Consider the following 18,829-nt stretch of genomic DNA (forward strand, 5'->3'; position numbering starts at 1 on the left):
CCTACCCGTTCAGGAGCGCCATGGCCGCCTCGTGCAGCCGCTTGTCCCCCGCCGCCACGATCCGCCCGCCCTTCGCGGCGGAAGTTCCCTCCCAGGTCGTGACGACGCCGCCGGCGCCCTCGATCACCGGGATCATCGCCACGATGTCGTAGGGCTTGAGCGAAGCCTCGACCACGAGGTCGATATGGCCGGCGGCGAGCATCGCGTAGGCGTAGCAATCGGCGCCGTAGCGGGCGAGGCGGGTGGCTTTCTCCACCCGCTCGTAGGCCTGCCGATCGGCGGTGCCGTCGCCGAACAGGCGCGGGTCGGTGGTGTGCAGGATCGCCTCGGACAGGTCGCCCTTCCGGCGGGTGCGCAGGCGGCGGCTCCCGTGCGGGCCCTGGTAATGGGCGGCCTCGCCGTCGCCGAAGAAGCGCTCGCCGGTGAAGGGCTGGTTCATCAGGCCGTAGCAGGGCACGCCGCCGCGGGTGAGCCCGATCAGGGTGCCCCAGATCGGCAGGCCGGCGATGAAGCCGCGGGTGCCGTCGATCGGATCGAGCACCCAGACGTATTCGGCATCCGGATTCTCGGTGCCGAATTCCTCGCCCAGGATGCCGTGGTCGGGGAAGCTGCGCTTGATGAGCTGGCGCATCACCGCCTCGCCGGCCCGGTCGGCCTCGGTGACCGGATCGAAGGCGGCGTGGCCCTCGGCCTTGTCCTCGGTGGCGAGGGCGGTGCGGAAGAAGGGCAGGATGGCCTGGCCCGACTGGGTGGCGAGCTCGTCCACGAACCGCGCGAAATCCACCACGCTCATGCTGTCCCCGATTCCCGCTCGCCCGGACCTGCGGCCCGCCTCCCCGGATCGAAAGGGCGGCGCAGGCCCGGCGTCAAGCCCCGGGGCATCGCCCCGGGCCCGAAGCGGAGTTGCATGACCCAACCCCGCTTCGTTTCTTGATGTCGCATCATTCGCCGAACCGGTGACCGCTTCGGCGAATGATGCTCAGCGTCAGGCCTCTTCGTGCTCGGGCTCGGGCTCCCGGGCGGAGGCAGGGGAGGGGGCCGGGACGGCGCGCAACGCTTCCAGGCAGGCCTCGACGCCCTCGCGCAAGGAGACCGCGTAGTGGTCGGCGCCGAGCGATTCCCGGGCGCCGGGATCGCTCAGCACCGCGTCGTCCGCCGGCCACAGGCCGACCAGCACCTGTGCCGCCGGCGCCCGGCGCCGCACGCGCTGGATCAGGTAGCGCAGATGGGCCGGCCGGCCGCTGATCTCGAGATAGGAGATGCAGACCATCCGCGCCGCACTCGCGTCGAGCGAGCCGATCTCCGACCGGGACACCGCCTCGAACGGCACCACCCTCGTGCCGAAGCCGTGCTTGTCGAGGAGCTGGGCCAGCATCATCGAGGCGGCCTCGTCGAGCGGCCCGCGGCCGGCGACGCAGAGCACCGCGCCCTCGCGCCGCCAGTCCTCCGGCAGCTGGTCCGGGGCGGGGGCGTCCGGCACCGCGGGGGCGGCCTCGCAGGGCATCTCCTCGTCCTGGCGCCCCGACAGCAGGCGCCCGGCGAGCGACGGCTTCGTCTCCGGCGCCGTGTCGTGCCGGTCGGCGAGATCCTCGATCAGCTGCGCGATGCCGACGCGGATGCGCTCGAGCTGGCTCTCGGTCAGCACGCCGCGGCGGGCATCCGTGGCGGCGAGCTGAAGACCTTTCAGCGCCACCTCGTCGTAGTAGGAGGAGAGCGAGCACTGGGCGAGGATGGCCTCGGCCAGTTCCTGCGCCTCGTCCGGATCGTCGGCCAGCATGCGCTGGTAGAAATTCTCGACCGGGGTCAGGGCCGGGCGGTCGCCGAACAGCACGTCGAGGAATTCGAGCTTGTCGACGTGGCGGCCGAGCACGACGAGGCAGACGGTCAGCGGCGTCGAGAGCAGGAGCCCGACCGGCCCCCACAGCCAGGTCCAGAACAGGGCCGAGACCAGCACTGCGAAGGGCGACAGCCCGGTCGAGTGGCCGTAGACCAGCGGCTCGATGAACTGGCCGACGAGCGGCTCGAGCACGATGAACAGGGCGGCGGTCGCCAGCACCATGTTCCAGCCCGGATCGACGGCGGCGGCCAGCAGCAGCGGCAGCAGGGCCGACAGGAAGGCGCCGATATAGGGCACGAAGCGCATCAGCGCGGTGAAGATGCCCCACAGGATCGGGTTCGGCACTCCGATCAGCCACAGCCCGGTGCCGATGGCGAGGCCGAATCCCGCATTGAGCGCGAGTTGGACCAGGAAGAACCGGCTCAGGCGCCGCGCCGCGTCGTCCATCGCCACTGTGGTGCGGTGAAGGTCGCTGGAGCCGACGAGGCGGATCATCCGGTCGCGCAGGTCCTCGCGCTGCACCAGGATGAAGATCAGCACCACGAAGACGATGCCGAGAGTCGCGAGCGGCGAGACGACCGGGGCCAGCAGCTTCTCGGCGAGCTCGACCGGGCTCGGCTCGCGGTCGCGCACCTCGACCAGGACCGGCTTGTCGGGGTTCTGCACCGCGGGGGGCGGCGCGCGCTTGCCCTCGGGCTTCTGCTCCTTCTGCTCTTTCGCCTGTTCCTCGGGCTTCTGCTCCGGCGCGCCGGCCTGCTGGATCTGGTGGTTGATGCTGCGTAGATACCCGGCCATGTCGCCCAGCGGCCCCGCCTTCAGGTTCTCGGCCTTCTGGGCGATGGTGCGCTGGTAGCGCGGCAGGCCGGTCGAGAGGTCGGCGACCTGCATGCCGATGAGGCCGCCCAAGCCTGCCACCACGGCGAGCAGCAGCAGCACCGCGACGCCGACGGAGGGAATTCGTCCGAGCCGGAGCTTGCGCAGCAGCGCCACCAGCGGCCCGATGACGAAGCTGAGCAGCACCGCGATGGCGATCGGGATCAGGATCTCTCGGCCGAAATACAGGGCCGCCACGATCACCGCCGCGATGACCAGCGGCGCCGCGAGGCCGTCGCCGGGGGTCTCTGCGGCCTGGACCCGGGCCGGCTTCATCGGAAAGCTCCGCCGGGAATCGTCTCGCCCATCGGCCATGCGACGCTTCACTCCCACGCGCGCGGCGCTCGCCGTCTCGCCACGCTTCCACGGGGGAGGAACGGGATGGGCGGCGAAACGATCCGCCACTGACCCAGGGTCATCCTCGCGAAAATGTGTGCGGGCCCGGGGCATCGTCCGATTGCAACGCGATCGGACGATGCCCCGGGTCATTGGTTTTGGCGCATTTTCCGCGCCGAACCGGCACCCATGTCGTCGGACAAGGCTCTACTCGATCCGCACCATCACGCTGTCGCTCGCGCCCGTGGCGTCGAGCACCGAGATGCGCACGAAGCCGGCGCCGTCGGGCTGCCACTCGGCCTGGCGTCGGTCCGATTCGGTCACCGGCAGCCCGCCGACGAGCCAGGTCAGCGGCAGGGTGCCGCCGAGCGCCTTGAGGGCGAGGCCGGCGGGTGCTCCGTCCAGCGCTCCGAGGTCGATCCGCGCCCCGTCCGGCGGATAGGCGATGCGCAGGCGGTCGGTCGGTCCCGCCTCCCGACGCAAGTGGCGCAGGGGCGGCGGCAGGGCGGAGGTCGTCGCCACCAGGGCGTCGCGGGGGCGCGGCACCGGCTCGGGGTCGCCGCCGAGGCGTGCGACCGCGTCGAACAGGAGCGGCGCGGCGGCGACCCGCCCGACGAGGCCCGGCACCCCGGCCCCGTCCGGCCGCCCGAGCCACACCGCGACCGTGTATCGCCGGTCGAACCCGACCGCCCAGGCGTCGCGGTAGCCATAAGACGTGCCGGTCTTGTAGGCGAGGCGGTTCGGGAGCGCGCTCTCGGGCGGCGGCGTGCCCCGCAAGACATCGGCGACGTACCAGGCTGCCACCGGCTCGGCGATGCGCGGCGGCACCGCGTCCGCGACCGGGATATCGAGGCGGCGCTTCAGCACGGGCACCTCGCCGCCGCGGGCGAGCCCGGCATAGAGTCGCGCGAGGTCGGCGAGCGTGATGCCCAATCCCCCGAGCGCGACCGGCAGGCCGGGGGCGGCATCCCGCGGCAGGACGATGCCGGCGCCCGCCTGGCGCAGGCGGGCGATGAAGCGGGCGGGACCGACCGCCTCCATCAGTTCCACCGCCGGCACGTTCAGCGAGAGCTGGAGCGCGCGCCGCGCCGTCACCGTGCCCTGGAAGGTGAGGTCGAAATTCTCCGGCGCGTAGGAGGCGCCGAACCGGGACGGGCGGTCCTCGATCAGGGTCTCGGGATGCGCGAGCCCCGCTTCGAACGCCATGGCGTAGATGAAGGGCTTGAGGGCGGAGCCCGGCGAGCGCAAAGCCCCCGTCATGTCGATGGCGCCGGAGCGCGCGGCATCGAGGTAGCCGGCGCTGCCGACCTGGGCCCTGACCTCGCCGGTGGCGTTGTCGATGACGAGAACCGCCGCCGACAGGCCGGGGCCGAGGGACGCCGCGCGCTCGGCGACGAGCGGTTCGAGCCGCGCTTGCAGCCGCGCGTCGATCGCGAGCCGATGCACCGCCCGGCCCGGCTCCTGCGCCAGGGCCGCCTCGGCGGCGTGGGGCGCCAGCATCGGGAAGGGTTTTCGCCCATGCGGCACCGGCTCGGCCTTGGCGGCGGCGGCATCCGCCGCCGGCACCACGCCGCGGGCGGCGGCGATGTCGAGCACCCGGTCGCGGGCCCGGCGGGCGGCGTCCGGGAAGCGGTCGGGCCGCCGCCCTTCCGGCGCCTGGGGCAGGGCGACCAGCAGGGCGGCCTCGGCCAGCGTCAGCCGCGCCGGCTCGCGCCCGAAATAGGCGAGGCTCGCCGCCCGCAAGCCCTCAACCGGCCCGCCATAGGGCGCAAGCGCGAGGTAGAGCCGGAGGATTCCATCCTTGCCGAGGCGCCGCTCCAGCGCGATCGCCCGGGCGATCTGGCGCAGCTTGGCGGTGAGCGAGCGCTCGCCCCGCGGCTCGACGAGGCGGGCCACCTGCATCGACAGGGTCGAGGCCCCCGACACGATCCGCCCGGCCGCGAGCCACTGCCCGGCGGCGCGCAGGAGCGCCGTCGGGTCGACGCCGGAATGCGACCGGAAGCGCCGGTCCTCGTAGGCGGTCAGCATCGCGAGGAAGCGGGGATCGACGGCGTCCGGTTCGAGCGGCAGCCGCCAGCGCCCGTCGGCGGTCGCGAAGGGGCGCAGCAGCGTGCCGGCGCGGTCGAGGACGATGGGGGAGCGGGCCTGCGCCGCGGCGAGGTCGAGGGGCGGGAGACGGGCGAGGGCGATCCAAAGCCAGGCGGAGGCGGCGAGACCAGTAGCGAGGCCGGCGAGCCCCAGAACGGCCCCGAGACGTCGGGCCGTCGATGTCGTGCGCGCTCCCATCCCCCGTCGTCCCATGCCCCCGCCGTCCCGTGCCGTCGATGCCGGGGCGATCCTGACGCATTTCCCGCGCGGCGGCGACGGGGCACGTTCGATCCCGACGTGCCGCGACGCTGAGAGCCTGTTTGACGGAGTGGTAGATTTTGTCCCACCTACGACCTCATCCTGAGGTGTCAGTCGATCTTCAATCGACTGACCTCGAAGGAGGGCTCCAGAAGTCTCGCGATCCCTGGAGCCCTCCTTCGAGGCTCCCTACGGTCGCACCTCAGGATGAGGTCGTGGGTGGGATAGAAAAGTGTCTGGCAGCGCCGCCCTCACAGATTGAACAGGCTCGGAGGTTCGGCGCCCCGATCGGGTCTTGGCGGAACTTCCGGCCCCTTCGTCCCGTTGCTCTTACGGTGAAGTTCAGCCGTGGCGGACGGTCGAACCGGCTTGAGCGGGGTGAGCAACATGTGGTTGTCGCGATGGATCGCCCCGGTCGCCGCTCTCATCACGTTCGGTTCGGGCGCCTTCGCGCAGGGCGCCCCGGTGCCGAACGTCAATGATTGCACGTTCATCCGCGATCCGATCGCCCTGCGCGACTGCATCGACCTGTATCAGGGCCAGCGCCTCGCCCCGGGGCCCCGCTCCGCCGGCCTCCAGGCCGTGCCGAAGCTCGACGAGTCCCTGATCGCGGCGGCCGGCCCGATCGAGGCGTCGCCCCGCTCGATCCGTCGCGGCCGGTCGGCGCGTAGGCCGGTCCCGCCGGAACCGGCGAATCCCGTCGCGATCCCGCAAGTGACACCGTCACAGTCTCAATAGACTGTCTGCTCAGTAGACGGCCTGCACGATGCAGGCGCTGCCGGCGGCGTGGAGGGTGGCGCAGAGGCCCCTTTCGGAGCGCGGCTCGGGCGCGGAACGGGTGGCGCGCGCCGGGTGGCCCAGGCCCGGCGTCGTCGCGGCCGCGCGGACCCGAAGGGCCTGGCGGTCGCGCGGCGCGGTCGAGGCCCAGCGCGCGGGCCGGGCCGGATTGGCCGTCGCGTGCCAGGCCGGGCCCCACAACGCGCCCCCCGTCGTTCCCCAAGCCGCGGCCGGGCCCAGGGTCGCCGCCGGGCCCAGGGTCGCGGGTCTGCCCAAGGTTGCGGCCGCTCCTAGGGCCGCGGCCCAGGCCGTGCCGCCCATCGGCCGGCTCGCGGTCGACAGAAGGGCGGCGCCCGGCGGGACCCACTCCTCGACGGCCCGGCCGGTGATCTGCCGGACGTAGTTCTGCGTCTCCATCGGCAGGGCCGAGCGCCCGTCGAGCCAGTTCCGCACCCGTTGCGGGCCGGCATTGTAGGCCGCCGCGGCGAGGCCGAGATTGCCGAACCGGGTCTGGTGCTCGCGGAGCAGGGCGGCGGATTTCGGGATCGCCTCGCTCGGGTCGAAGGGGTCGCGCAGCCCGCGCTCGGCCGCGGTGTAGGGCATGAACTGGGCGATGCCCTGGGCGCCGGCCCGGCTCACCGCCCGGGGATCGAGGCCGCTCTCCTGGCGCAGGAGGCGCAGGAAGAAATCGGGCGGCAGGTCGTTGGCGTGGGCGGCCACGATGATCAGGGCGCGGATGTCGTCCCTGCCCGGAAACAAGGGCGCCCAGGCGGGCTCGGGGAACGGGTTCGCCGGGCGGGCGACGATGACGAGGCCGTCGGCCGCCTCGATCCCGGCGAACGGGCCGCCGCGGGCGGCGGCCGGGTCCCGGTCGCTGGCCGCCCGCGCGGGCCCGCCGGGGCCGAGGGCCAGGATGAGAGCCGCCGCGAGACTCGCCGCGAGCGGGCGCTCCACAAGGCGGGCGATGCTGGCGAGCCCGGTCATGGCGGGGCGCTCCCGGTTGGTCTTCTCAGGACTTCGCCACGACCGGCCGGTCCGCCACCGGCACGGATTCGGGCTGGGCGAGCGGGGTCGGCTTGTCGCGCATCAGGTAATCCTCGATCAGCCGGGACGAGGCGGTCGGGTCGCGGAAGCGCCAGAGCTTCTTGCGGGCGCCCTCGAGGATCGTCGCGTAGACCGCGAGGTCGATCGCCTCGCGCACCGCCATCTGGGTCGGCTCGTTGCGCGTCACCCCGGCCTCGACCTGGAGGAGCTTGGCGACCGCGACGTAGCGGTAGGCGTTGGCATTGAGGCCGACCGAGTAGATTGTCTTCGTCACCGTGACGCTGTTGAGCACCTCGCCGGTCTGGACCGAGACGATGCGCATCGCCACCGTGACCTCGTCGCGGCGGTAGCGCGTGTCGCTGCCGATGCCGAGCAGGTTGGCGCCCGCCCCGCCGGTGACCGTGTTGGCGTCGTAGCCGATGATGCCGCCCTCGACGATCAGGCCTGCGAAGCGGATCGGCGGCAACGGCTTGGCGTCGGTTCCCTCGAATTCCTGGCGCGTCGCCCGGATGAGCTGGCGCTCTTGGAGCAGGTTGGCGAGGCCCGTCCGCTCGACCACCGAGAACCACCGCCCGCCGCCGGCCCGGCGCAGGGCGTCGACCACGAAGGCGCCCCCGCCCTGGGTCACGGCGCGGGAATACTCGGCGATGTTGTCGTTGGGCTTGTTCTGCCCGGTCAGGTCGGGAAAGCTGTAGATCGCGACGTCGATCTTGCGCGCCGGCGGCGGCAGCGTCTCGAGGTTGAGGTCCGTCGGCGACGGCGTCGTCACCACGGGCGCCTCGGCGAGCGGCTCGCGGATCCAGGTCGTGCCGCAGCCCGCCAGGGCCGGGGCGAGGAGGGCCGCGCAGGCGGCGCCGAGCCGCCACTGCCGGATGGCGCGGAGCCGGCGCCGCGACGCGAGAGATGCGATCATGATCGGGCTGCGGCGTCAGGGCGCGCCGGAGAGCGGGGCCGCGCCCGATCCGCCGCTGAGGGTCGCCGTCGCCGGCACTACCACCGTCGTCGTCGTCGCGCCGTCGAAGATCTGGAGCTGGATGTTGGTGCCGACCCGCTGGAACGTCACGGTCGAGCCGCCGAAGCTGTAGCTGCCGCTCTGCTGCGCGTTCTCGCCGAAGATCGCCTGCGTGATCTGGTTGGCGAGCGAGCCGTAGATCTGGGCCTGGAGCTGCTGCGAGAAGATCTGGCCGGGCGTCGTCCCGGTCGCGCTGCTCTGCTGGGCCGAGAAGAGCTGCTGCAGGCGCTGCGCGCGCCGCGCGGCGTCGTTCTGCGCCGTGGCCTCGGCCTGCAGCCAGGCCCCGTTCAGCGGGCTGCCGCCGAAGGACGGGTTGACCGGCTGGTAGACGAGGCTGCCGGCCTGCGTCGCGCCGGCGAGCGTCGCGAGAGCAAGAGCCGCGAAGGTCTGGGCCAAGGGCCCGGTGAGCGTGATCCGGAGCATGGTTCTACTTGCGTGAGACCGAGACGCTGCCGCCGTTGCCGACTTGCGTGATGCTGATGGGCAGCGGATTGTTGCCCTGCTGCTGCGCCGTGATGGTGTTGCTGTCGCCGCGCACCGTCACGGTCGCGGCCGCGCCGTTGCCGTCCTGGCGGGTTCCGACGGTGTTGGTGTTGCCGAACACCGTGACGCTCGACTGGTTGAAGTTGCCGGACTGCTCTTGCGTCACGGTGTTCCGGGCCCCCATGATGCTCTGGAACGCCGCGTTGGCATTGCCCGACATATCGACCGTCGAGGTGTTGCCGATGCCGGACTGGAGGACGCGGGCCTGGCTGCCGGCCGGCACGGCGGGGAGCGCGGGGCCCGGGGACATCAGCGTGATGCCGGATTGGCTGCTCAGGATGTAGTCGGCCTCCTGGATCGCCGGACGGGAGACGCCCGCATCTGGCCGGATCGTCCGGACCTGGACCTGATCGATGGTCACGCGATCCTGCGCCGCCGCCGGGGTCACAGTCGCTCCGACACAAGCGGCCAGCAGGAGCCCGGCTGGGCTGCCGCGAGTTCCATGACCGATCATGCCCCCTCCCGATCTTCGCTGTCTGTGATCAAATCATCGCTTCCAGGCGATGTATAGATGTCGTGATCTGTTTGTGCGTGTGAATCTGCTCCTGTTGCCGTCTTGACACATTCGCGGCTTGATTGGAGACGTGTTGCGCATTTAGTTCAGGGATACCCTTGGTCACCGTGTGCATGCAGATAGAAGAAGAGATTGCCGCGAAAGCAAAGCCGATCTGGACCGCCGGATCGAAAGGTGGCGGCGGTGGCGCGATGCTCGCCGGTTACAGCGAATCGGTACGCTGGTGGCCGCAGCGGACGGTCGTGCCGTTGAACGCGATCCGGGCATCGAGGACGAGCTCGCCCGCCGGGGCGACGCTCACTAGGACCTGGCCGAAGCCGCGGGTCTCGCCGGCGCCGGTCGCGAAGCCGCCGGCCTGCTCCATCACCGCCGATCCGGCCGCGTCCGATTTGCGGACCTGGAGGCTGTAGCGCCCCGACAGCGCCTCGGACGTCGTGATCCGCACGGCGATCCGGGCTCCGTCCAGGGAGCGGCTCTCGACGACGATGCAGGTCGCCGGGCCCGCCGCGGGCAGGTCGATGGTGGGCATCGCTCGGCCTCCTCGTGCATCGGCCTCGCCGGCCCGATGGTGCAGTCCCGGGACGAAAGGCCAGCCCTGGCGGGCTGGCCAAGTCCCTCGTCTCTCTCGTCCGCCCGCGTGCCTCGGAGCGGCGACCGGAATCGCCGCCCCAGGGCCTTGCGGGCCGCTGGTGCTCAGCGCTGGCGGATGGTCACGCTGTTGTTGTTGCCGGCCTGGGCGAAGAGGGCGTTGGACGAGGAGAGGCCGTTCTGGAGGACCGAGGCGGAGTTTCCGACGCCGTACTGGTAGCCGCCGGCGCCGACGCCCGCCGTTCCGAACTGGGTGATGCCGGCAGTATTGTAGCTTCCGATCTGCAGCAAGCCCGCGTAGTTGTACGTGCCGGACTGCTCGATGGCACCGCTGTTGTTGTTCCCCTGCTGCACCACAACGGCATAGGCGTTGATGGCCGTGCTGTTCTGGCGGATCTGGGCCGTGTTGCTATCGCCGAACTGGAACAGGCCGGCGTAGGTGTTGTTGGCGTTGGCTTCGGTGATGATCGAGCCGGTGTTGCCGTCGCCGCGCTGCTGGAACTGGGCGACACCATTGCCGCCGCCCTGATTCACGTAGACCTTGTTGCCGTCGCCGCGCTGGAACGAACCGCCGCTGGTCGGGTTAAAAATAAAAGTATCGCGAAAATAATTACCGGAGGAAGTCACGACGGAATTGTTGGATCCGGGCTGGATGATATTCAGTTCGTTATTATTGCCGTTCTGCAGAACAGAATTCACATTGGTGAAGGCGTCGTTGCCGTTGTTTTCTGTAATATTGGCGGCGGAAAGATCGATGGTGTTGTTCAGGTAACCGGCCTTGTTGTTCTGGCCGATCGTCTGATCGATCGTCGCTTTGTTGGTGCCGCCACGCTGGACGACGATGGCCTCGTTGACCGTGGGGGCGCTGCTCAGCACAGGAGAGATCGCCTGCTGCGCCGAGGCAGTACCGGCGAAAGCGACCGCGAACAGCGCAACGGAGCCGAGAAGAACGGACTTGGACATGACGACACTCCCTTGATCAGTCTATGCTGAGTTGAATTTAGGCTTCGGCCTGCGCGCATCGATCGCTTCATTGCGACTTAACGCTTCGTTTACCTACACACGCCGGACCCGTCTGATCAAGCAGGCGCCATGGTCGAAAAAACTCAATCTACGTGCGTACTTCATCAATCAAAGGTTGGTATTTCGGGTCGACGGCCGACCGTTCGAGCACGAACAATCGGTAGACGATTCAATGGTTTAGCTCTTCCGACCGGCTCGTCTCTGGCTCGGCGACCGCGATGACCTGATCTGGTCTCATCGTTCGAATGATCCCCCGATTACAACTTTGTGCTATTTTTGCAACCTGCCGCCTACTTCGAAAGGGGTAGGGCTTGATCCGACCGGTGAAGGTGGCAGTGTGTGTCATGGCTTGTATTGACGGTCGTTCCGGCCGCGGCTCGATTGTCGCCGGACCGGCAGAGCCGATGACGAACCATGAAGGCGCCCAGTCAAGGGCGTGGTGATCGGGGGAGAAGGGGATGCAGCGTCTTCGTCCAGCGCGCGGGAGCGCCCGGCTTCTCGTCGCGGTCGTCGGATTGGCAGGACCGGCCCTCGCGCAGACGGCGCCCCAGCCGGCATCGGCCGGCCTCGCCTCCCATCAGCAGGTTCAGGCCGGGCTCGCCGCCGGCCAGCCGGCCCAAGCCGCGGCCCCTGCCCAAGCCGCCGCTCCGGCCGCCGTGCCGCCGCAGCCGGCGCCCGGCTGTGATTCCGCCTGCGTGCGGGCGAATTCCGAGACGGCCGCCCAGCTCTGCGCGCCCCGCGTCGAGGCGGAGGCGCCGACGGATTTCGAGTGGGTCAGCCGGCCGTTCGCCAAGATCTTCCAGCAGGCCGAAGCGCCGGAGGGCGCCTCGACCCTGGTGCGCTACCGGGGCGACTCGATCCGCTTCCTGAGCCCGCAGAAGGACTGGGTCCGCGTCACCTACGAGTGCGGCTTCGACGCCGGCAAGCGCGCGGTGGAGTACGTCCGGGTCCGCCTCGGCCGCCTCGACAAGGCGGCGCCGGCGGCCCCGGCGCAGGCGCAGCAGGCGAGCCCGCCGGCGCAGGGCCGCGCGCCGCAGCCGGGCCAGGCCCGGACGGCGCAGGCCGCTCCCGTGATGCCGGCGAGCCAGCAGGTCGCCACCGCGGCGCCGGTGCCGAAGCGGATCCGTCCCTCGGAGCCGAGCGAGATCGAAATCCGGCAAGTGGATACCCGCGCGAAGTCGGCGCGCCCGTGAGCGGGGCCGGACCGGAATCCCGGACCGGGCGGGCGGCCGCGCGGGGGCGGACCGTGCTCCTGCTGCTGCCGCTGCTCGCGACCGGCTCCCTCGCGCAGACGAGCCCCACCAGCGTGAACGACTGCACGCTCCTGCCCGATCCCGGCGCGCTGCGGCGCTGCCTGGATCAAGTCGAGGGGCGGGTCGCCAATCCGGCAGGGCTGCCCGGCGCGTCGGCCGCGTCGGCCCTCGACGCGGTGGCCCCGGCCCGGGCGCAGCCCCGCGGCGCGGCGGATCCGTCGCCGCCGGCGCGCCGTCAGGATGATTTCCTCAAGGACAAGGCCGCGCCGTGGGACGGCCCCGCCCCGGGCCGCGCCGTCATCGACCTGCGCTGAAGCCCGGGACGGCCTTCCTGCCCTTGCGCGGTCGGGCGACGACCACGCGCTACAGGAACGGCGCCGGATCCTTCGGGTCGCGCGCCGGCTTCACGTCGCGCCGGTTCCACCACCCGCCGCCGAGCGCCTGGAACAGGGCCGCCGTGTCCGCGTACTGGTTGGCCTGCGCCTGGGCCTGGGTCACCACGGCCTGGAGGTAGGCCGACTGGGTGATGAGCAACGAGGCGCTGCTGACCGCGCCGAGGCCGAACTGCTTGCGCACCAGCTCCACGCTCTGCCGGCTCGCCGTGGCGGCGGCGTTGGCGGCCGCCACGGCGCGGCCGTCGGCCTGGAGGGCGCGCAGGGCATCGGCGACGTTCTGGTAGGCGGTGATGACGGTGGCGCGGTACTGCGCCTGCGCCGCAACCAGCGTCTCCTCCGCCGCCTGCTGGCGCCGGAAGAGGGTGCCGCCGTCGAAGAGCGGCTGGGCCACCGCGCCGGCGATGGTCCAGAGGCTGGCGGCCGGGTTGAGCAGGGCGGCGAAGTTGGTTGCGCTGGCGCCGACCGCGCCCGAGATTGTGAATTGCGGCAGGCGGTTCGCCACCGCGACGCCGACCTGGGCGCTCGCGGCGTGGACCGCGGCTTCCGCGGCCTTCACGTCCGGGCGCTGCTCGATCAGCCGCGAGGGCAGGCTCACCGGTAGGGTGCGGGGCAGGTGCAGCGAGGCGAGGGTGAAGGTCTGGCTCACCTCCTCGCTCGGGAAGCGGCCGGCGAGCGCCGTCAGCAGGTTGCGCTGCTGCGCCAGCGCACGCTGCAAGGGCGGCAGCAATTGCTGCGACTGGGCCAGGAGGGCCGTCTGCTGCACCACGTCGGCACCCGCGACCTGACCGGCATTCTGCTGCTTGGTGATCAGGGTCAGGAGGTCGGTCTGGGCCTGGATCACCTTCTCGGTCGCGGCGATCTGGGCCCGCAGGGAGGCTTCCTGGATCGCCGCCGCGACGACGTTGGAACTCAGCGTGAGGTAGGCCGCCTCCAGCTGCCAGAGCTGGCCCTCGGCCTGCGCCGCCTGCGATTCCAGGGCGCGACGGGTGCCGCCGAACACGTCGGGGGCGAAGCTCACCGTCACCTGCGGGGTGACGAGGCTGTAGAGCAGCGAATTGTCGTTCAACGGCGATTGCAGGTCGCCGCCCGGGGCCTTGTTGTACGAGGATTGCGCCCCGAAGCCGACCTGCGGGAAGAGCGCGCCGCGCTGCGCCTCCGTGGTGGCCCGCGCCGCCCGCAAGGAGGCCTGGGCCGCCTCGAGGTTCGGGTTGCGGGCCAGCGCCTCGGTCACCAGGCTGTTGAGGGCTTTCGAGCGAAACAGCGTCCACCACTCGCCCGGCACGTCGCGCCCGGTCGCGAAGGTCTGGCTGAGCGCGCCGTTGCGGCGGTTCTCGGCGCTGGTGTCCGGGTTGCGCAAGCCCTCCCTGGTGTAGCGGGAGACCGGCGGCGGCGTCGCGCCCTGGAAATCGGGCCCGACCATGCAGGCCGAGGCCGAGGCGGCCGCGAGCGCCGCCGCCAGGATGCGGGCCGCGGTGCGCGCGGCGGGGCGGGGTCCCGCCTCGTCGCCCGAGCCAACGTCGCCCGGATCGGTCTCGTCCGGGTCCGGGCCGTCCGTCACCGTGCGCTCCGCCGAGGACACGGCAGAGGCGGCGCGCGGGGCCGTGATCGCGGTCGAGAGGCGCAGGAGGGCGCGCATGGATGAGGGCATGCTGGCGGAGGCGGGGGAGAGCGTGTCGGGTCGGGACAGCATCTAGCTCACTCCGCCGGCTCGGGCTGTCGCGCCGGGGCGACAGGCACCCGCGGACGGTGGCGCGAGAAGGCCGCGATCAGCACCGGCAGCACCACCAGGATCAGGATCGGCGCGAGCAGGATGCCGCCCACCACCACCAGCGCCAGGGGCTTCTGCACCTGCGAGCCGATGCCGGTCGAGACGGCTGCCGGCAGCAGGCCGACGCAGGCCGCGACGCAGGTCATCATCACCGGGCGCATCCGCACGTCGGCGGCGTGGTGGATGGCTTCGGCCCGCGCCCAGCCCTCGTCCATCAGCTGGTTGCAGTAGGAGAGCAGGATCACGCCCTCCATGGTCGAGATGCCGAACAGCGCGATGAAGCCGATCGCCGCCGAGACCGAGAACGCCGTGCCGGTGAGCACCAGCGCGAAGATGCCGCCGATCAGCGCCATCGGGATCACGCTCAAGGTCAGCAGCGTGTCGGTGAGCGAGGCGAAGTTGACGTAGAGCAGGAGCGCGATCAGCCCGATCGTCACCGGCACCACGAGCTTGAGGCGCGCGATCGCGCCCTGGAGGTTGGTGAACTCGCCGACCCATTCGAGGTGGTAGCCGGCCGGCAGCTCGACCTGCTCGGCGACGCGGCGTTGCGCCTCGATCACCGCGCCGCCGAGGTCGCGCCCGCGCACGCTGAACTTGACCGGGATGTAGCGCTCCTGGTTCTCGCGGTAGATGAAGGCGGCGCCTGAGACGAGATGGACCTGGGCGATCTCCGAGAGCGGCACCTGCATCACCCCGCCGCTCGGAGTCGTCACCCCGACCGTGATGTTGCGGATGGTCTCCAGCGAGCGGCGGTATTCCGGCGCCAGCCGCACCCGCATCGGGAAGTGGCGGTCGCTGCCGTACTCGTAGAGGTCGCCGGCGGCCTGGCCGCCGATCGCCGCCGAGATCGTGGTGGCGATGTCGCCGGGAGCCAGGCCGTAGCGGGCGGCCCGCGCCCGGTCGATGTCGATCCGCACCGTCGGCTGGCCGAGCGAGGTGAACACCGCCAGATCCGTCACCCCGGGGATCGTCGCCAGGGCCGCCTTCACCTCGTTGGCGGTGCGGGTGATCTGTTCGAGGTCGGTGCCGTAGATCTTGACCGAGTTCTCGCCCTTCACGCCCGAGGCCGCCTCCTGGACGTTGTCCTGGATGTATTGCGAGAAGTTGAACTCGATGCCGGGCAGCTCCTCGCGCAGGCGCGCCGAGATCTCGTCGATCAGCTTCTCCTTGGTGAGGCCGGGCCGCCACTGGTCGGCGGGCTTCAGGGGCGCGAAGATCTCGACGTTGAAGAAGCCTGTGGCGTCGGTGCCGTCGTCGGGCCGGCCCTGGTGCGAGACGACCGTGGTCACCTCCGGGTAGGAGCCGATCAGCTTGCGCATCCGCTCGACGTAAGGGTTGCCGGCCTCCAGCGAGATTGAGGCCGGCATCGTGCCGCGGATGTAGAGGTTGCCCTCTTCCAGCGTCGGCAGGAACTCGAGGCCGAGTGTGCGCATCGCCACGCCCGTGCAGCCGAGCATCGCCAGCGTCATCAGGATGGTCAGGACCCGGTTGTTCAGGGTGAAGCCCTGGAGCGGCCGAAAGAGCGCCCGCAGGATCTTCACCACGATGGTGTCCCGCTCCTCGACGTGGTTCGGCAGGATGAGCGCCGAGAGCGCCGGCGACACCGTGTAGGTGGCGAGCAATCCCCCGACCAGCGCGTAGGCGTAGGTCTTCGCCATCGGCCCGAAGATGTGGCCCTCGACGCCGGTCAGGGTGAAGAGCGGCAGGAAGCCCACGATGATGATCGAGGCGGAGAAGAAGATCGCCCGGTTGACCTCGCGCGCGGCCGACGCGATCAGCCCGAGCTTGACCCCGCTGCCGGTTTTCGTCGGTCCCTTGTGCTCGGCGAGGTGGCGAAAAATGTTCTCCACCATGATCACCGTCGCGTCGACGATGAGGCCGAAATCGATCGCGCCGAGGGACAGAAGGTTTGCGGATTCGCCCCGCGCCACCATGATGGTGATGGCGAAGCCCAGGGCGAACGGGATGGTGGCGGCGACGATGATCGCGCTCTTCAGACTGCCGAGGAAGAGCCACTGCACCAGGAACACCAGCACCACGCCGAAGACGAGGTTGTGCATCACCGTGTGGGTGGTGGTGTGGATGAGCGCGCTGCGGTCGTAGAGCGGCACCACCTGCACGCCGGGCGGCAGGATGCCGGACGCGTTGATCTTCTGGATCTCGGCCTCGACCCGCTGGATCGTCGGCAGGCTCTGGCCGCCGCGGCTCAAGAGCACGATGCCCTCGACGATGTCGCCGTTATTCTCGTGGCCGACCATGCCGAGGCGCGGCGCGTTGCTGACCGACACCTCGGCGACGTCGCGCACCAGCACCGGCACGCCGTTGACCTGCGTGATCATGGTGTTGCGGATGTCGTCCATGTCGCGGATCAACCCGATGCCGCGCACCACCGCCGATTGCTCACCGACATTGAGGGTCTGGCCACCAACATTGGTGCTCGAATTGTTGAGCGCCGTGACGAGCTGGACCAGGGTGAGCCCCTGCGCCTGGAGCTTGCGCAGGTCGACCGCGACCTCGAACTCCTTGGTCTTGCCGCCGAAGGCCGAGACGTCGACGACGCCGGGAATCGCCTTGAAGCGGCGCTGCAGCACCCAGTCCTGCAGGGTCTTCAGGTCGGTGGAGGAGAAGCCCGGCGGGCCCGCCACCTGGTAGCGCATGATCTCGCCGATCGGGCTCGTCGGCGAGATCTGCGGCTGGGCGTTGTTCGGCAGCGGTGCCAGCTGCGACAGCCGGTTGAGGACGCGCTGGAGCGCCTCCTGGTAGGTGAAGTCGTAGGTGAACTGGATCTTCACGTCCGAGAGGCCGAAGACCGAGATCGTCCGCGTCACCGTGGCGTTGGGGATGCCGGCGAGCTGCACCTCCAGCGGGATGGTGATGTAGCGCTCGATCTCCTCGGCCGACTGGCCCGGATTCTGGGTGATGACGTCGACGAGCGGCGGCACCGGGTCCGGATAGGCCTCGATGTTGAGCTGCTGGAAGCTCGCGTAGCCGATCCCGAGCATCGCGATGAAGAGGAGCAGCACCAGCACCCGCTGGCGCAGGGCGAAGTCGATCAGGCGGTTCATGGTGCCCCTCTCGCGGGGTTTGGAATCACGGGCTCGCGGAAGCCGAACTCGGGAGGATGGGAATCAGGAAGCTTTGTCGCCGGAGGCGGCGCGGTCGATGAACAGGCTGCCGCGGGTCACCACCCGCTCGCCGACCGTCAGCCCGGCGACGACCTGGACGAGGCCGCCGCCGGAGAGGCCGAGGGTGACGTTCCGCGACGCGATGGTGCCGTCCGGCCGCTCGACCCAGACCCGGGCCCGGGCGCCCTCGTAGACGATCGCGGAAGCGGGAATCGCCGGGGCGCTCTCGTCGCGGCCGGTCAGGATCGTGAAGGTCGCGAACATCTCGGGCCGCAGCAGGCCCTCGGCATTGTCGATTTCGGCCCGCACCGGCAGGCGGCGCGTCGCCGGGTCGAGGGAGGCCGCCATGTAGCCGATCTTCGCCTTGAACACCCGGTCGGGGAAGCCGATCACGCTGGCTTCGAGCTCCTGGCCGAGCTTGATCCGCGGCACCTCGCTCTCGCGCACGTTGGCGACGAGCCACACCGTCGAGAGGTCGCCGATGACGAAGGCCGGGTCGCTGCCTGCGGCGAGGTACTGGCCGAGGCCCACCTTGCGCTGCACGATGGTGCCGGCGATCGGGGCGCGGATCTCGGTCTCGGGGCTCATCGCGCCGCTCTTGGCGAAAGCGTCGATCTCGGCATCCGACTTGCCGAGGATGCGCAGGCGGTTGCGCACCGCCTGCAATGCGGCTTCCGCCGAGCGCTGGTCGCTCTGCGCCGCGATCACGTCGTTCTGGGCCTGCTGCCAGTCCTTCAGCGCCACCGCCTTGGCCTGGAACAGCTCCTGGAGCCGGGCCGCCACGGTCTGGTTGAGCTTGAGCAGGGCCTGGTTCTTGGCGAGGGCGTTCGTCGCCGCCTGGAAGTCGTTGAGGGCCGAGACCATGTCGGCGGCCTCCAGGGTGAACAGGACCTGGTTGGCCTTCACCCGGTCGCCAGCCCGGACCATCACCTTGGTCACCCGGCCCGCATAGGGCGTGTAGACCGGGACGTTGTCGTCCTCGTTGACGGTGATGCGCCCCTCGGCGAACCCTTCCGGCCGGAAGTCGCGGGCCTGCACGGTCTCGATGCCGAAGCTCGCGCGCTGCTGCTTGCTCGGCCGGAAGACAGGAGGAGCCGTGGTCTCGCCGGCCTCGGGCGCCTGGCCCTCGACCCCCTGGCGCTGCACCAGGAGGTCCTCCAGGCGCTCGCGGACGGGCGCGAGGGCGGGCACATACCCAATCGCGGCGCCCGCGCCCGCGAGAACGAGGATGGTGACGACCCAGCCGAGGCCGCCGCGCCGCCGCGCCGCCCGGGAGGTCACAGGCTCCTTGGTCAGAGGGTTGTTGGTGTCCATCGCGCGCCGACCAATCGCAGGGGCGGTGCGGCCGGGTCCTAGGGACCGCTGGCTTCCCACCCTGCGACGGGGCGGCGTCCG

The 18,829-nt window shown here is 70.8% G+C and carries 15 protein-coding genes; 3 read left to right on the forward strand and 12 right to left on the reverse strand.

Annotated elements, in window-relative coordinates; genetic code table 11:
* Position 1 precedes the first annotated feature (1 nt).
* The 3 genes from hisN to pbpC form a co-directional block, all read right to left on the reverse strand.
* Positions 2 to 793, reverse strand: a complete 792-nt coding sequence (hisN, locus tag ABZT49_RS21530; RefSeq protein WP_355288810.1) for a histidinol-phosphatase — start codon at positions 791 to 793, stop codon at positions 2 to 4.
* Between the two features lie 192 nt (positions 794 to 985).
* Complete coding sequence (locus tag ABZT49_RS21535) at positions 986 to 2,986, reverse strand: AI-2E family transporter (RefSeq protein ID WP_355288812.1); 2,001 nt, start codon at positions 2,984 to 2,986, stop codon at positions 986 to 988.
* Positions 2,987 to 3,253: 267 nt separating this feature from the next.
* The gene (pbpC, locus tag ABZT49_RS21540) at positions 3,254 to 5,332 is read right to left on the reverse strand and encodes a penicillin-binding protein 1C (protein ID WP_355288814.1); all 2,079 of its coding nucleotides are present in this window, start codon (positions 5,330 to 5,332) and stop codon (positions 3,254 to 3,256) included.
* A gap of 408 nt (positions 5,333 to 5,740) precedes the next feature.
* Between pbpC and ABZT49_RS21545 the strand changes: the two genes are divergently transcribed.
* Positions 5,741 to 6,130: a hypothetical protein gene (locus tag ABZT49_RS21545; RefSeq protein ID WP_355288816.1), complete on the forward strand. Its 390-nt coding sequence runs from the start codon at positions 5,741 to 5,743 to the stop codon at positions 6,128 to 6,130.
* Positions 6,131 to 6,139: 9 nt separating this feature from the next.
* Here ABZT49_RS21545 and ABZT49_RS21550 read toward each other — a convergent pair whose 3' ends face one another.
* The 6 genes from ABZT49_RS21550 to ABZT49_RS21575 all read right to left on the reverse strand — a co-directional run bounded on the left by ABZT49_RS21550 (position 6,140) and on the right by ABZT49_RS21575 (position 10,833).
* Positions 6,140 to 7,153, reverse strand: a complete 1,014-nt coding sequence (locus ABZT49_RS21550; RefSeq protein WP_355288818.1) for a lytic transglycosylase domain-containing protein — start codon at positions 7,151 to 7,153, stop codon at positions 6,140 to 6,142.
* A gap of 25 nt (positions 7,154 to 7,178) precedes the next feature.
* Positions 7,179 to 8,126: a CsgG/HfaB family protein gene (locus ABZT49_RS21555; RefSeq protein WP_355288820.1), complete on the reverse strand. Its 948-nt coding sequence runs from the start codon at positions 8,124 to 8,126 to the stop codon at positions 7,179 to 7,181.
* Positions 8,127 to 8,141: 15 nt separating this feature from the next.
* Entirely contained in the window at positions 8,142 to 8,648 is a 507-nt protein-coding gene (locus ABZT49_RS21560) for a curli assembly protein CsgF (protein ID WP_355288822.1), read from the reverse strand.
* 4 nt (positions 8,649 to 8,652) lie between these two features.
* Positions 8,653 to 9,129, reverse strand: a complete 477-nt coding sequence (locus ABZT49_RS21565) for a hypothetical protein (RefSeq protein ID WP_355288824.1) — start codon at positions 9,127 to 9,129, stop codon at positions 8,653 to 8,655.
* Positions 9,130 to 9,484: 355 nt separating this feature from the next.
* The gene (csgH, locus tag ABZT49_RS21570) at positions 9,485 to 9,811 is read right to left on the reverse strand and encodes a curli-like amyloid fiber formation chaperone CsgH (protein WP_093568987.1); all 327 of its coding nucleotides are present in this window, start codon (positions 9,809 to 9,811) and stop codon (positions 9,485 to 9,487) included.
* Positions 9,812 to 9,975: 164 nt separating this feature from the next.
* Positions 9,976 to 10,833 carry a hypothetical protein gene (locus tag ABZT49_RS21575; protein ID WP_355288827.1) on the reverse strand — a complete coding sequence of 286 codons (858 nt, stop codon included), beginning with the start codon at positions 10,831 to 10,833 and terminating at the stop codon, positions 9,976 to 9,978.
* Between the two features lie 518 nt (positions 10,834 to 11,351).
* On the opposite strand from ABZT49_RS21575, the gene ABZT49_RS21580 reads away from it, so the two are divergent.
* Entirely contained in the window at positions 11,352 to 12,086 is a 735-nt protein-coding gene (locus tag ABZT49_RS21580) for a hypothetical protein (protein WP_355288828.1), read from the forward strand.
* Complete coding sequence (locus ABZT49_RS21585) at positions 12,083 to 12,460, forward strand: hypothetical protein (RefSeq protein WP_355288830.1); 378 nt, start codon at positions 12,083 to 12,085, stop codon at positions 12,458 to 12,460. Before ABZT49_RS21580 ends, ABZT49_RS21585 begins: the two co-directional genes overlap by 4 nt.
* Before the next feature lie 49 nt (positions 12,461 to 12,509).
* Here the strand turns inward: ABZT49_RS21585 and ABZT49_RS21590 are convergent, their stop codons facing one another.
* From ABZT49_RS21590 to ABZT49_RS21600, 3 genes are all read right to left on the reverse strand, one after another.
* Positions 12,510 to 14,231 (reverse strand): efflux transporter outer membrane subunit, encoded by a 1,722-nt coding sequence (locus ABZT49_RS21590; RefSeq protein ID WP_355288831.1) that lies wholly within the window; start codon positions 14,229 to 14,231, stop codon positions 12,510 to 12,512.
* A 5-nt stretch (positions 14,232 to 14,236) separates the two neighbouring features.
* Positions 14,237 to 17,374: a CusA/CzcA family heavy metal efflux RND transporter gene (locus ABZT49_RS21595; RefSeq protein ID WP_355288833.1), complete on the reverse strand. Its 3,138-nt coding sequence runs from the start codon at positions 17,372 to 17,374 to the stop codon at positions 14,237 to 14,239.
* Between the two features lie 63 nt (positions 17,375 to 17,437).
* Positions 17,438 to 18,748, reverse strand: coding sequence for an efflux RND transporter periplasmic adaptor subunit (locus ABZT49_RS21600; RefSeq protein WP_355288835.1), 1,311 nt, complete (start codon positions 18,746 to 18,748; stop codon positions 17,438 to 17,440).
* Positions 18,749 to 18,829 lie beyond the last annotated feature (81 nt).

The organism is Methylobacterium sp. EM32, assembly GCF_040593685.1.
Taxonomy (GTDB): Bacteria; Pseudomonadota; Alphaproteobacteria; order Rhizobiales; family Beijerinckiaceae; genus Methylobacterium.